The following is a 14,436-nucleotide window of genomic DNA, read 5'->3' on the forward strand; positions in this document are numbered from 1 at the left end:
GCATGGGACATCCGCCGTCCGTACGGAGGCGCAGCGGAGTTCCGTTGCCCGTACGGAGGCGCAAGGGCTTTCCGTTGCCCGCCAGGTGGCACACGGGGCTCCCGCCGCCGGTCGTACGGCAGCGGAAGGGACACTCACTGCTCGCCCGGGCGCGCGTGGGGCAGCCGTCGTTCGTGCGGCGGCTGCGCAGGGAGGCCCCGCCAGCCACCGGACAGTACGAGGGACGGCCCTTGCCCGCCCACCGCCCCCGGCGCGTGCGTCAGACGGCGGTCTTCGGGGCCCCGCGGAGGAGTTCGCCCAGGAGGCGGATGGCGCCGCGTTTGTGGAGGGGGTCGTTGCCGTTGCCGCATTTGGGGGACTGGATGCAGGACGGGCAGCCGGCCTCGCACTCGCAGGAGGCGATGGCGCTGCGGGTGGCGGTGAGCCAGTCGGCGGCCGTGTGGAAGGCGCGTTCGGCGAAGCCCGCGCCGCCCGGATGGCCGTCGTAGACGAACACGGTCGGCAGCAGGGTGTCCGGGTGCAGCGGGACGGAGACCCCGCCGATGTCCCAGCGGTCGCAGGTGGCGAAGAGCGGCAGCATGCCGATGGAGGCGTGCTCCGCGGCGTGCAGCGCGCCGCCGAGCTGCCGGGGGCCGACGCGGGCGGCGTCGAGCTGGTCCTCGGTGACCGTCCACCACACCGCGCGGGTGCGCAGCGTGCGCGGCGGCAGATCGAGCTTGGTCTCGCCCAGGACCTCGCCGGTGATGAGCTTGCGGCGCAGGTAGGACACGACCTGGTTGGTGACCTCCACGGAGCCGAAGCACAGCCGGGCGTCCCCCCAGGGGACCTCGGTGTCGGTCTCCAGGATGGAGATGGCCGTGGTGTCGCGGGCCGTCGTGGAGTACGGCGGGCTGGCCTCCTCGACGAGCGCGACGTCGTCGTCCAGGTCGAGCCGGCGCACGACGTACGTACGGCCCTGATGGAGGTGGACCGCCCCGTCGTGCACAGTGGTGTGCGCCGCGGCGGCGTCCACGGTCCCCAGCAGCCGCCCGGTGCCGGTCTCCACGACCTGCACCGGCGCACCGCCCTGGCCGCGGATGTCGGTGAGGTCGGCGGCCCGTTCGCGGCGCGTCCAGTGCCAGGCGGTGGCGCGCCGCCGCAGCAGGGCCGCGGCCTCCAGCTGCGGCATCAGCCCTTCGGCCGCGGGCCCGAAGAGCGGGAAGTCGGCCTCGGTGAGCGGGAGTTCGGCGGCGGCGGCGCACAGGTGCGGGGCGAGCACGTAGGGGTTGTCGGGGTCGAGGACGGTCGACTCGACCGGCTGGTCGAAGAGCGCCTCCGGGTGGTGGACGAGATAGGTGTCCAGCGGGTCGTCGCGGGCCACGAGCACCGCCAGCGCGCCCTGCCCGGCCCGTCCGGCCCGGCCGGCCTGCTGCCACAGGGACGCGCGGGTCCCCGGATAGCCGGCGATGATCACGGCGTCCAGGCCGGAGACGTCCACGCCCAGCTCCAGCGCCGTGGTGGCGGCCAGGCCCAGGAGCGCGCCGCTGTGCAGGGAGCGTTCCAGGGCGCGGCGCTCCTCGGGCAGATAGCCGCCCCGATAGGCGGCGATCCGCGCGGGCAGCGAACGGTCCACCTCCGCGAGCCGTTCCTGGGCGATCAGCGCGATCAGTTCCGCGCCGCGCCGGGAGCGTACGAAGGCGACCGTGCGCACGCCCTGGACGGCGAGGTCGGTGAGCAGATCGGCGGTCTCGGCGGTGGCCGTGCGGCGCACCGGGGCGCCCTGTTCACCGTGCAGCTCGGTCAGCGGCGGCTCCCAGAGCGCGAAGACCAACTCGCCGCGCGGCGAGGTGTCCTCGGTGATCTCCACCACTGGCAGACCGGTGAGCCGGGTCGCCGCCCGGGACGGCTCGGCGGCCGTGGCGGAGGCGAGCAGGAAGACCGGCTCGGCGCCGTAGCGGGCGCAGACCCGGCGCAGCCGGCGGATCACCTGGGCGACGTGCGAGCCGAACACACCGCGGTAGGTGTGGCACTCGTCGATGACGACATAGCGCAGCGCGCGCAGGAAGGAGGACCACCGGGGGTGGGCCGGCAGGATGCCGCGGTGCAGCATGTCGGGGTTGGTGAGCACGTAGTTCGCGTACTGGCGGACCCACTCGCGCTCCTCGACGGGGGTGTCGCCGTCGTAGACCGCGGGCCGCACGGCGTTGCCCAGCGGGGCGGCCAGCTCGCGTACGGCGCGCCGTTGATCGGCGGCCAGGGCCTTCGTCGGGGCCAGATACAGGGCCGTGGCGCCCCTGCCGTTGGGCGCCTCCGAGCCGTCCAGAAGCGTGGAGAGGACCGGCGCCAGATAGGCCAGGGACTTGCCCGAGGCGGTGCCGGTGGCCACCACGACCGACTCGCCGCGCAGCGCGTGTTCGGACGTCCGTGCCTGGTGGGCCCAGGGACGCTCGATTCCGGACGAACGGATCGCGTCGATCACTTCCGGCCGGATCCGATCCGGCCAGTCGGCATGGCTGCCGATGCGCGGGGGCAAGTGCTCCGTATGAGTGATGCGCGCAGCGCGGGTCGCGCCCCGGGCGAGACGTTCGAGAATCATGCCTGGGGAAGGGCGCGCGCCCGCATCCGGCGGGAGTCGATTGGAGGCCATCGGCACCGAGTGTGTCACCGGAGTGACGGACAATGCTCAAAGGGCGTCGTGCACGCCTGCTGGTAAGTGATTGAATGCCATCGCGGCTGCCAGATCCGCCCCTACCTTCGGTGGGGAGGCCCCAGGGGGGCGACCGCTCGATAGCAAGGTGCTGGAGGATCCGTGGACCTGTCCCTGTCGACCCGGACCGTTGGCGACCGTACGGTCGTCGAGGTCGGTGGCGAGATTGATGTATACACCGCGCCCAAGCTGCGGGAGCAGCTGGTCGAGCTTGTGAACGACGGAAGCTACCACCTCGTGGTGGACATGGAACGTGTCGACTTCCTCGACTCCACTGGGCTCGGCGTCCTGGTCGGCGGACTCAAGCGGGTGCGCGCCCATGAGGGCTCGCTGCGCCTGGTCTGCAACCAGGAGCGCATTCTCAAGATCTTCCGTATCACCGGTCTGACCAAGGTGTTCCCGATTCACACCTCGGTCGACGAAGCCGTCGCAGCCACTGACTGACGGCTTGCCGGGCCCCCGCGCCGGCAGGCGCGGGGGAAGGAAGGAGTGGGGGGTACCGGACGGGTGTCCGGCCCCCTGCGTCGCACGCCCGCATATCGAGGGGGATGGCATGGCCACCGTCGAACTCCGTTTCAGCGCCCTTCCCGAGCACGTCCGCACCGCGCGACTGGTCGCGGCTGCCGTGGCACGGCGGGCCGGGGTGGACGAGGCCGTCCTCGACGAGGTGCGGCTCGCGGTCGGCGAGGCCTGCAGCCGGGCCGTGGGGCTGCACGAGAGCCATGACATCGCGTCGCCGGTGCGGGTGCTGCTGATCGAGGACGAGAAGAAGTTCTCGATCGAGGTGGGCGACGGCGTGCCCGGCGGGACCACCGCGGCGGGTGCCCGGGGTGCCGGCGAGGCCGAGGGCGCCGCGGAGAGCGACGCCGAGGGCGAGGACGAGATGGGCCTCGCGGTCATCAGCGGGCTGGTCGACGACGTCGAGGTGACCGCCGGTGAAGAGGGCGGCATGATCCGCATGAGCTGGCCCACGACGACGGCGGCAACGATCCCGTAGCCGCGACCGATGGCCGCCCTGCCGCGGCCCGTACCCGCTGGTACCCGTACTCGTACCGAGCGTCTGTCGTCTTCCTGGCGTGCCCCCGCACGTTCCTGGCGTGCCCCTGCACGCCGCTCTGCGCGGTGGCCGCGGGCTTCCGCCACCCGCTCCCCATGCGTTGCGATCCGGCCTCGATCTGACGGGTCCTCATGGGTCGTCGTGAGTTCTCACGGGCCCTCAGAGGGGCGTCTGTGGGCGGTGGGTCACCCGTTCGGCCGCGGCCGGGCGGCTCAATTCTCTCCGGGGTCACCCGTGCCCCATTCGGCGCAACGGCCGGGGACGGCGTCCTTGAGCAGCGGCGATCAATGCGCGACCAAGCGGTGATCGGTACGACGAAGAGATCATCTGTCGACGGTCAGTGAATTCGGCGCATTCCTTCGTCCGGGCGAATTCCGGGCGCCGTCTACCTTTTGATCTTCGCGACTACCGGCGAATTCCCTTTGAGGCGCCCTGTTTTGATCAACCGGGGCTCCCTACAATCCGTCCACATCTCTTGCTCAGGACGCCTGAGCGTGCTTCCGCGCGCCCATGTGCCAAACGTCAAGGAGGACGAATGGCGGGGCCTTACACCCCTCAGTTGCTTGACACCCCCTCTTTTCTGGCCGGGCCGTCACTGACCGCGGGCAACCGCGGCATCGTGCTGGTGATCGCCGTGGTGGCGCTGGCGGCGCTGGCCGTCGCGGCGGTGCTGGTCCGCCAAGTGCTCGCGGCCGGCGAGGGAACCGACAGTATGAAGAAGATCGCGGCGGCGGTGCAGGAAGGCGCAAATGCCTACCTGGCACGGCAGTTGCGGACCCTCGGCGTATTCGCGGTCGTGGTGTTCTTCCTGCTCATGCTGCTGCCCGCGGATAACTGGTCGCAGCGCGCCGGACGCAGCGCCTTCTTCTTGATCGGCGCGGCATTCTCGGCGGCCACCGGCTATATCGGCATGTGGCTCGCGGTGCGCAGCAATGTGCGTGTGGCGGCGGCCGCCCGGGAGGCCACTCCGGCCGAGGGCGAATCCCGGGAAAAGGATCTTACGGCGGTATCCCACAAGGCGATGAAGATCGCTTTCCGTACCGGCGGCGTGGTCGGCATGTTCACCGTCGGACTCGGTCTGCTCGGTGCGTCCTGTGTGGTCCTCGTCTACGCGGTCGACGCGCCCAAGGTGCTGGAGGGCTTCGGCCTCGGCGCCGCGCTGATCGCGATGTTCATGAGGGTCGGCGGCGGCATCTTCACCAAGGCCGCCGACGTCGGCGCCGACCTCGTCGGCAAGGTCGAGAAGGGCATCCCCGAGGACGACCCGCGCAACGCCGCGACCATCGCGGACAACGTCGGCGACAACGTCGGTGACTGCGCCGGTATGGCCGCCGACCTCTTCGAGTCGTACGCGGTCACCCTGGTCGCCGCCCTCATCCTGGGCACCGCGGCCTTCGGGGACGCCGGCCTCGCCTTCCCGCTGCTGGTGCCGGCCATCGGCGTGCTCACCGCGATGATCGGCATCTTCGTCGTCGCGCCGCGGCGCCGGGACCGCAGCGGCATGACCGCCATCAACCGCGGCTTCTTCATCTCCGCGGGCATCTCGCTGGTCCTGGTGGCCGCCGCGGTCTTCATCTACCTGCCGTCCAGCTACCGCGACCTGACCGGCGTCAGCGACCCCGTGGTCCTGGGCCACAGCGGTGACCCGCGGATGCTGGCCCTGGTCGCGGTCGCCGTCGGCATCGTGCTCGCCGCGCTGATCCAGCAGCTGACCGGCTACTTCACCGAGACCACCCGGCGGCCCGTACGGGACATCGGCAAGACCTCGCTGACCGGCCCGGCCACCGTCGTCCTCTCCGGCATCTCGGTCGGCCTGGAGTCGGCCGTCTACTCGGCGGTGCTGATCGGACTCGCCGTCTACGCGGCCTTCCTGCTGGGCGGCGCGTCCATCACCCTGGCGCTGTTCGCGGTGGCGCTGGCCGGCACCGGCCTGCTGACCACCGTCGGCGTGATCGTGGCGATGGACACCTTCGGGCCGGTCTCCGACAACGCGCAGGGCATCGCCGAGATGTCCGGTGACGTCACCGGTGACGGCGCGCAGGTGCTGACCGACCTGGACGCGGTCGGCAACACCACCAAGGCCATCACCAAGGGCATCGCCATCGCGACCGCCGTACTGGCCGCCTCCGCGCTCTTCGGCTCCTACCGGGACGCGATCGCCACCGCGGTACGCAACATCGGCCGGGCGGCCGGCGGCATGGGGCTCAGCCTGGACATCTCGCAGCCCAACAACCTGGTCGGGCTGATCCTCGGCGCCTCGGTCGTGTTCCTGTTCTCCGGGCTGGCGATCAACGCCGTGTCGCGGTCGGCGGGAGCGGTGGTCTTCGAGGTGCGCCGGCAGTTCCGGGAGAAGCCCGGGATCATGGACTACACCCAGACGCCCGAGTACGGGCGGGTGGTCGACATCTGCACCAAGGACGCGCTGCGCGAGCTGGCCACCCCGGGCCTGCTGGCGGTGCTCACCCCGATCGCGGTCGGCTTCTCGCTGGGCGTCGGCGCGCTGGGCTCGTTCCTGGCCGGGGCGATCGGCACCGGCACCCTGATGGCGGTCTTCCTGGCCAACTCCGGTGGCGCCTGGGACAACGCCAAGAAGCTGGTCGAGGACGGCCACCACGGCGGCAAGGGCAGCGAGGCACACGCCGCCACCGTCATCGGTGACACCGTCGGCGACCCGTTCAAGGACACCGCCGGACCGGCGATCAACCCGCTGCTGAAGGTGATGAACCTGGTGGCGCTGCTGATCGCGCCCGCCGTGGTGAAGTTCTCGTACGGCGAGGACAAGAACCTCGGCATCCGGATCGGCGCGGCCGTAGTGGCGCTCGTCGTCATCGTCGGCGCCGTGTACGTCTCCAAGCGGCGCGGGATCGCCGTGGGTGACGAAGGCAACTCCGAGGAGCCCGACGGCGTCGCCAAGTCGGCCGAGACGGCGGTGGCGTCCTAACCGGAACCGACCGTCGGAAGGGCTCGCGGACCGCTCAACTGGGCGGGTGGACGGCGCATTTTGCAGGCGCCGGACACCCGCCCTCGGTCTGCCCGGGTGGCCCTGCGCTCCTTGGTGCAAATGGCTGCAATGAGGGCCGGACCGGCTGCCCGACCCGGGGACCAGGCCGTTCGGACGTGTATGTTCCGGGGCCGAGAGCCATGGAAGGGACCAATCCGGTGAACAAGAAGCTTGTGGCTGCACTGTCCGGCGGGGCGGCACTGATGCTCGCGCTGACCGGCTGCAGCGAGGACAACAGCAAGAAGCTCAACGACTGGGCGAAGAGTTTCTGCGACCCCGCGCAGGCCCCGTTCAAGCAGATCCAGGACGCCAACGCCGCCATGCAGACGGCCGACAACGGCAGCACGGACTCCAAGAAGGTCCAGCAGACCGACTCGGCGGCCTTCCAGAAGATTTCGCAGGCGTACTCCTCGCTGGCCAAGTCCCTGCAGCAGGCCGGGCCGCCGCCCACCGACCAGGGCAAGCAGGCGCAGGAGAACGCGGTCAAGGAGCTCAACTCGCTCTCCAAGGGCTACGCGGACCTTCAGAAGCAGGTCAACAGCCTCGACACCTCGGACAAGCTCAAGTTCGCCGACGGGCTGCGTGACCTGTCCAACGGCATCAACAAGCTCAACAAGCAGAGCGAGGCCGCCTTCAAGAACCTGGAGGCCGGTGACGTCGGCGCCGCGATGGCGAAGCAGAAGGGCTGCCAGAACCAGGCCGCGTCCGGTTCCCCGGTGCCCACGCCGTCCAAGAAGTCGTAACGCCTCCGCGGGCCTTTCACCGGCCCGGCGACGCGCCCGGGAAGGGCGTGCCGCCGGGCCGGTGCCGATTGTCAGTGGCAGCACGGACAATGGTCGGTGTGAGTACGCACCTCCCCACCGCCGATGTCCAGGACCCCGAGAGCAACGCCCGCACCGCCCGGCTGCGCGAGGCGCTGCTGACCGCCGCCTTCACCGCCGACGGGCTGCTGGACCTGCTGGGCGCGCCCGCCTACGCCGCGCTGGCGCGCAACGAGACCGTCCCCGCGCTGCGCGCGACCCGCGGCGACAGCCCACTGGAGACCCTGGTGCGGCTGTTCCTGCTGCAGCGTCCGGTGGAGCCGGGCCGGGCGCGGGCGGCCCTGCCGGTCGAGGACTGCCTCGCCGACGGCTGGGTGGTGCAGGACGGCGACACCCTGCGCGCCACGGTGGACGTCCGCCCGTACGGCGGCCCCGAGGGGCAGGACTGGTGGATCGTCTCCGACCTGGGCTGCGCGGTCGGCGGCGCCGGCGGCATCCGGGGCGCCGGGGAGACCGAGCGCGCGCAGCTGGTGCTCGGCGTCGGCGGCGCGTCCACCACCCTCGCCGGGATCACCGTCCGCCGGCCGGTCGGCAAGGCGCTCGACCTCGGGACGGGCTCCGGCATCCAGGCGCTGCACGCCGCCCGGCACGCCACCCGGGTCACCGCCACCGACCTCAACCCCCGTGCCCTGCGGATCACCGCGCTGACGCTGGCGCTCTCCGGGGCCGGCGCTGCGGACCTCAGGAAGGGCTCGCTGTTCGAGCCGGTCGGGGACGAGACGTACGACCTGATCGTGTCGAACCCGCCGTTCGTGATCTCGCCCGTCGGGCCGGACGGCGCCCGGCTGACGTACCGGGACGGCGGGATGGGCGGCGACGACCTGTGCCGGATCCTCGTCCAGCAGTCCGCCGCGCACCTCAACGACGGCGGGTACTGCCAGATGCTCGCCAACTGGCAGCACGTCGAGGGCGAGGAGTGGCACGACCGGCTGCGCTCCTGGGTGCCGCGCGGCTGTGACGCCTGGATCGTGCAGCGCGAGGTGCAGGACGTCACCCAGTACGCCGAGCTCTGGCTGCGGGACGCCGGTGACCACCGCGCCGGTGACGAGGAGTACGCCGCGCGGTACGACGCCTGGCTGGAGGAGTTCGCGGCCCGTAGGACCAAGGCCGTCGGCTTCGGCTGGATCACGCTGCGCAAGTCCGGGTCCGACGCCCCGTCCGTCACGGTCGAGGAATGGCCGCATCCGGTCGAACAGCCGCTGGGGGACGCGGTCGTGGCCCACTTCGCGCGCCAGGACTACCTGAGCGCCACGGACGACGCCGCGCTGCTGGCCGGGCGCTTCCGGCTCGCCGACGGCGTGGTCCAGGAGCAGGTCGGGCTGCCGGGGGCCGAGGACCCCGAGCACGTGGTGCTCCGTCAGAACCGCGGTATGCGGCGGGCGACGAAGGTGGACACCGTCGGGGCGGGCTTCGCCGGTGTGTGTGACGGCACGCTGCCCGCCGGACGGATCCTGGACGCCATCGCCCAACTCGTCGGCGAGGACCCGGTGCTGCTGCGGGACCGTACGCCCGCCTCGATCCGGATGCTGGTCGAGCAGGGCTTCCTGGAGCCGGTGGCGGAGGAGAAGTAGGGAGGAGTAGGGAGGAGCCAGGGGGGAGCGGCGGGGACGGCACGGGGCTTCGCCCAGGACGGGCGGAAGGCGTTCATCCGGTGTTCGCCGGGATGCCGTCCCGGGGTGCCACGCTGCCCGCATGGAGAGAGGACCCGAGGCATTCGCCGGTGTGGCGTTCGCGCTGTTCGGCGCCGGACTGCTGGTGTGGACGGGGGTGTGCGCCCGGACCGGTACGCCGGTCGCCGAGGGGGTCAGCCGGCCGGTGGCCGCGGTCACCGCGCTGTTCGCGGGGGTGCTGTTCCTGGTCGTCGGGGGCTGGCTGCTGGTGGCGCTGTAGCCGGCAGCCGGAGGTCCGCCCGCGGTGTGCGTCCAGTTCCAGACAGTTCTGTTACAGATGGCCGATCTGTGACGGTACGCGGAACGTCCGCGGGCCGTCCGTCATGTTCCTCGGTGAAGGTCACCACGGCCCACACACCGACAGTGAGGAACTCTCATGAACCGCGCACTCCGCTACGCCACCGTCGGCGTCATCGCCGTCTCCCTGTTCGCCGGGGGCTCGGCCGCCGCCTTCGCCGCGCCGCAGGACCTGCACGCCGCCAAGCCGGTCGTGGCCACCGCCCCGGCCGCCGCGTCGCTGACCGCCAAGGCCAGCGTGAACTCCGTCAAGGCCTGGCAGGAGTTCCGGATCTCCGGCGCCGCCAAGGGCATCACGGCGGGCACCAAGGTCACCGTCCAGCAGAAGCAGGGCACCAAGTGGGTCTCGCTGCCCGCTCAGTCCCCGGTCGCCAAGAGCGGTGCCTACTCGGTGCGGGTCAAGCTCGGCATCAAGGGCGTCAACCAGCTCCGCATCGCCGCGGCCAGGACCGTCTCGCCGGTGGTCTCCGTCACCGTCCGCTGACCCGGGAAGTCTCCGTCACCGTCCGCTGAACCCGGCGGTCACCGTCGCCGTCGGCCGATGCCGCCGGGCGTCAGCCGGCGAGATTGCGGACGAGCATCCACACCGCGGCAATGCCGAACACCACGGCATTGCCGCGGCCGGTGAGCTGCAGCCGGTAGGCGCGCCCGCGCAGCCCCTGGACCAGCCAGCGCAGCAGGACGTACGCGATCGCCGGCACGCCCAGGACGAGCAGCACGGCGTTGTCGTGGAACGCCTGCACCGCATCGCCGTGCAACAGGTCGTACGCCATCCGTGTGCCGCCGCACGCCGGGCACAGCACCCCGGTCATCAGCCGGAACGGGCAGGGGATCAGCACCTGCCCGGACCGGTGCGGATTCGTGTGCCAGAGATAGACGGCGGCCGCCGCACCGGCGGCGAGGGCGAGCGACGCCCGCCGGACGGTGCGGCTCCGGATCGCCGCCCCGGAGGGCGGCCCGGACCGTTCCACGTCGCTCACACGCTCAGCGACCGTGCGTAGTTGACCTGGTTGAGCACGAACATGACCTGCTCGCGCGACTGCACCGGGACCATCGTCGAGTGGTGCCGGCCCCCGCTGGCCACCGTGACCTGCACGAAGCCGGTCGTCGTGCGCTCCTTCATCAGCAGGAAGAGCAGGCCCAGCAGGCAGAAGAAGAAAAAGATGATGGCGAGCACGACCGCGTGCGCCGGCATCTTCTCCTCGGTCCGCGACATGTCCGTCGCGGTCCACACGGCGCCCTTGAGCGGCATCGACCCGGTCGGCGTCATGATCGTGTCGCCGCTCACCGCGATGTCCCCGAGCGACAGCGCCATCCCGGCGGGCTGCGGACCTGCCTGGAAGCCGCCGGGGCCCGGCGGCGGGGGGCCGACCGGAGCGCCGGGGGGCGGGAAACCGGGCGGCGGGGGCGTCGAGCCGGGCTGCGGATAGCCGTACCCGGGCTCGCCGGGGCTGCCGCCCTGCGGATAGCCGTAGGCGGAGTCGGCCGGGGCGGGCGGCGTGGCGTACGGATTCTGGCCGGGCTGAGCGGGCTGAGCGGGCTGGCCGGGCTGACCGGGCTGCTCCGGTGGCGGTCCGGGGTACTGGTTCGCCATGGGTGAGATTCCCCCCGAGAGTGTCACGTGACGACGGCGGTACCCGGCCCGAGCGGTGGGCCGTGCCGTGTCCATCCTGCGCCCATCCTGCCAGCAGGCTCACCTGACGTATCAAGACGGTGACAGGATCCGGGGCCGCCTTGTGACAGTCGCCGTGGCGGCACGCGGACCGGGGATCCGGATCATGCGCGGGCCTCCGGGCGGCGCCGCGGGGCCGTCATGATCCAGATGGCGCGAGCCGGACCCGCGGTGGGCGGCTGAGGTGGTCCAGGCGGCATGAAGGCATGTAGTCGGGTTACCGTTCGAGTGGCGTTGCGGGGTTTTTCCGTTTGACACGGGGGCGGGAGGTACCGTCACACTCCGCAGCGTCAAGCGTCACCGCAGTGCGCCCCCGCATCCGGCCGGGGGGCATTTTCCGCGTCGACCGGAGAGAAGAGCGAAGTTGTCCCCGACCAGCGAAGCCACGAAGGGCGGCGGCCGCCGACTTGTCATCGTCGAGTCGCCTGCCAAGGCGAAGACGATCAAGGGCTACCTCGGCCCTGGCTATGTGGTCGAGGCCAGCGTGGGGCACATCCGTGACCTGCCCAACGGCGCGGCGGAGGTCCCGGCGAAGTACAAGGGCGAGCCCTGGGCCCGGCTCGGGGTGAACGTCGACGCCGATTTCCAGCCCATCTATGTGGTGAACAGTGACAAGAAGGACCAGGTCAAAAAGCTCAAGGAGCTGCTGGCCGAATCCGACGAGCTCTACCTCGCCACCGATGAGGACCGCGAGGGCGAGGCCATCGCCTGGCACCTCCAGGAGATCCTCAAGCCCAAGGTCCCGGTCCACCGCATGGTGTTCCACGAGATCACCAAGGACGCGATCCGCGAGGCCGTCGCCAATCCGCGCGATCTGAACCAGAAGCTGGTCGACGCCCAGGAGACCCGCCGGATCCTCGACCGCCTCTACGGCTACGAGGTCTCGCCGGTCCTGTGGAAGAAGGTCATGCCGCGGCTGTCGGCCGGCCGGGTGCAGTCCGTGGCGACCCGTCTCGTCGTCGAGCGGGAGCGCGAGCGCATCGCCTTCCGCTCCGCCGAGTACTGGGACCTGACCGGCACCTTCTCCACCGGGCGGGCCGGTGACCCGAGCGACCCCTCGACGCTGACCGCCCGCCTGAACAGCGTCGACGGCCGCCGCGTCGCACAGGGCCGCGACTTCGGCCCCAACGGGCAGCTCAAGAACAGCGACGTGCTCCACCTGGACGAGGCGAACGCCCGCGCGCTCGCCGCCGCCCTGGAGAACACCGACTTCTCGGTGCGCTCCGTGGAGTCCAAGCCGTACCGGCGCTCCCCGTACGCGCCGTTCCGGACCACGACCCTCCAGCAGGAGGCCAGCCGCAAGCTCGGCTTCGGCGCCAAGGCGACGATGCAGGTGGCGCAGAAGCTGTACGAGAACGGCTTCATCACCTATATGCGTACGGACTCCACCACGCTCTCGGACACCGCGGTCGCCGCGGCCCGGGCGCAGGTGACGCAGCTGTACGGTGCCGGCTACCTGCCGGACAAGCCGCGCACGTACGCCGGCAAGGTCAAGAACGCGCAGGAGGCGCACGAGGCGATCCGCCCCTCCGGCGACCGCTTCCGCACGCCCGCCGAGACCGGGCTGACCGGCGACCAGTTCAAGCTCTACGAGCTGATCTGGAAGCGGACCGTCGCCTCCCAGATGAAGGACGCGACCGGTAACTCCGTCACCGTCAAGATCGGCGGCACCTCCGCCGACGGCCGGGACGCCGAGTTCAGCGCGTCCGGCAAGACCATCACCTTCCACGGCTTCCTCAAGGCCTACGTGGAGGGCGCCGACGACCCCAACGCCGAGCTGGACGACCGCGAGCGCCGGCTGCCGCAGGTCGCCCAGGGCGACGCGCTGGCCGCCCGGGAGATCACCGCCGACGGGCACGCCACCAAGCCGCCCGCCCGCTACACCGAGGCCACGCTGGTCAAGGAGCTGGAGGAGCGGGAGATCGGCCGCCCGTCGACGTACGCGTCGATCATCGGCACCATCCTCGACCGCGGCTATGTCTTCAAGAAGGGCACCGCGCTCGTCCCCTCCTTCCTCTCCTTCGCGGTGGTCAACCTCCTGGAGAAGCACTTCGGCCGGCTGGTCGACTACGACTTCACCGCCAAGATGGAGGACGACCTCGACCGCATCGCCCGTGGTGAGGCACAGGCCGTGCCGTGGCTGCGGCGCTTCTACTTCGGCGAGGGCGAGGAAGCGAGTTCGGTGGGTGCCGCGTCGGACGCCGGCAACGGTGACGGCGACCACCTCGGCGGGCTCAAGGAGCTGGTCACGGACCTGGGCGCGATCGACGCCCGGGAGATCTCGTCCTTCCCGGTCGGCGAGGGCATCGTGCTGCGGGTCGGCCGCTACGGCCCGTACGTCGAGCGCGGTGAGAAGGACAGTGAGGGCCACCAGCGCGCCGACGTGCCCGAGGACCTCGCACCCGACGAGCTGACCGTGGCGTACGCGGAGGAGCTGCTCGCCAAGCCGAGCGGCGACTTCGAGCTGGGCATGGATCCGGTCAGCGGCCACCAGATCGTCGCCAAGGACGGCCGCTACGGCCCGTACGTCACCGAGATCCTCCCCGAGGGCACCCCGAAGACCGGCAAGAACGCGGTCAAGCCGCGCACCGCCTCGCTCTTCAAGTCGATGTCCCTGGACACCGTGACGCTGGCGGACGCGCTCAAGCTGATGTCGCTGCCGCGCGTCGTCGGCAAGGACCCCGAGGGCGTGGAGATCACCGCGCAGAACGGCCGCTACGGCCCGTACCTGAAGAAGGGCACGGACTCGCGCTCCCTGGAGGGTGAGGACCAGATCTTCAGCATCACCCTCGAAGAGGCGCTGGCGATCTACGCCCAGCCCAAGCAGCGCGGGCGGGCCGCCGCCAAGCCGCCGCTGAAGGAGCTGGGCACGGACCCGGTCAGCGGCAAGCCGGTGGTGGTCAAGGACGGCCGGTTCGGCGCGTACGTGACCGACGGCGAGACCAACGCGACGCTGCGGCGGGACGACGACGTCGAGACGATCACCCCCGAGCGCGGCTACGAGCTGCTGGCGGAGAAGCGCGCCAAGGGGCCGGCGAAGAAGAAGACGGCCAAGAAGGCGCCGGCGAAGAAGACGGCCGCCAAGAAGACGGTGGCGAAGAAGACCGCGGCCAAGAAGACCACCGCGAAGAAGACGACCGCCAAGAAGGCCACCGCGAAGACCGCGGCGGCCAAGAAGACGGCGGCTTCGGCGGAGGACTGAGGCCAGGACCGGGCCGGGCCCTGCGCCCCT

At 71.2% G+C, this 14,436-nt stretch carries 11 protein-coding genes; 8 read left to right on the forward strand and 3 right to left on the reverse strand.

The genetic code is table 11. The features are described 5' to 3' along the window. Positions 1-259: 259 nt before the first annotated feature. Positions 260-2,626, reverse strand: coding sequence for a DEAD/DEAH box helicase (locus V2J85_RS24710; RefSeq protein WP_261956477.1), 2,367 nt, complete (start codon positions 2,624-2,626; stop codon positions 260-262). Between the two features lie 162 nt (positions 2,627-2,788). Between V2J85_RS24710 and bldG the strand changes: the two genes are divergently transcribed. From bldG to V2J85_RS24745, 7 genes are all read left to right on the forward strand, one after another. Next, a complete protein-coding gene (gene bldG, locus V2J85_RS24715) occupies positions 2,789-3,130 on the forward strand; it encodes an anti-sigma factor antagonist BldG (protein ID WP_004571875.1) in 342 nt (113 codons plus the stop codon). Between the two features lie 109 nt (positions 3,131-3,239). Further along, positions 3,240-3,683 (forward strand): ATP-binding protein, encoded by a 444-nt coding sequence (locus tag V2J85_RS24720; protein WP_261956476.1) that lies wholly within the window; start codon positions 3,240-3,242, stop codon positions 3,681-3,683. A gap of 595 nt (positions 3,684-4,278) precedes the next feature. Beyond that, positions 4,279-6,684 (forward strand): sodium-translocating pyrophosphatase, encoded by a 2,406-nt coding sequence (locus tag V2J85_RS24725; protein WP_330822753.1) that lies wholly within the window; start codon positions 4,279-4,281, stop codon positions 6,682-6,684. Between the two features lie 218 nt (positions 6,685-6,902). Further along, a complete protein-coding gene (locus V2J85_RS24730) occupies positions 6,903-7,487 on the forward strand; it encodes a small secreted protein (RefSeq protein WP_261956474.1) in 585 nt (194 codons plus the stop codon). Positions 7,488-7,585: 98 nt separating this feature from the next. Beyond that, positions 7,586-9,136, forward strand: coding sequence for a DUF7059 domain-containing protein (locus V2J85_RS24735; protein ID WP_330822754.1), 1,551 nt, complete (start codon positions 7,586-7,588; stop codon positions 9,134-9,136). Between the two features lie 121 nt (positions 9,137-9,257). Then, entirely contained in the window at positions 9,258-9,455 is a 198-nt protein-coding gene (locus tag V2J85_RS24740) for a hypothetical protein (protein WP_261956472.1), read from the forward strand. A 156-nt stretch (positions 9,456-9,611) separates the two neighbouring features. Then, positions 9,612-10,016: a hypothetical protein gene (locus V2J85_RS24745; RefSeq protein WP_330822755.1), complete on the forward strand. Its 405-nt coding sequence runs from the start codon at positions 9,612-9,614 to the stop codon at positions 10,014-10,016. A gap of 70 nt (positions 10,017-10,086) precedes the next feature. Here V2J85_RS24745 and V2J85_RS24750 read toward each other — a convergent pair whose 3' ends face one another. Both V2J85_RS24750 and V2J85_RS24755 read right to left on the reverse strand, forming a co-directional pair. Continuing rightward, positions 10,087-10,512 carry a DUF2752 domain-containing protein gene (locus tag V2J85_RS24750; RefSeq protein WP_261956470.1) on the reverse strand — a complete coding sequence of 142 codons (426 nt, stop codon included), beginning with the start codon at positions 10,510-10,512 and terminating at the stop codon, positions 10,087-10,089. Further along, entirely contained in the window at positions 10,509-11,126 is a 618-nt protein-coding gene (locus V2J85_RS24755; protein WP_261956469.1) for a hypothetical protein, read from the reverse strand. Before V2J85_RS24755 ends, V2J85_RS24750 begins: the two co-directional genes overlap by 4 nt. A gap of 442 nt (positions 11,127-11,568) precedes the next feature. On the opposite strand from V2J85_RS24755, the gene topA reads away from it, so the two are divergent. After that, entirely contained in the window at positions 11,569-14,406 is a 2,838-nt protein-coding gene (gene topA, locus V2J85_RS24760; protein WP_261956468.1) for a type I DNA topoisomerase, read from the forward strand. Positions 14,407-14,436: the final 30 nt, after the last annotated feature.

The organism is Streptomyces bugieae (assembly GCF_036352915.1).
Classification (GTDB): Bacteria; Actinomycetota; Actinomycetes; order Streptomycetales; family Streptomycetaceae; genus Streptomyces; species Streptomyces endophytica.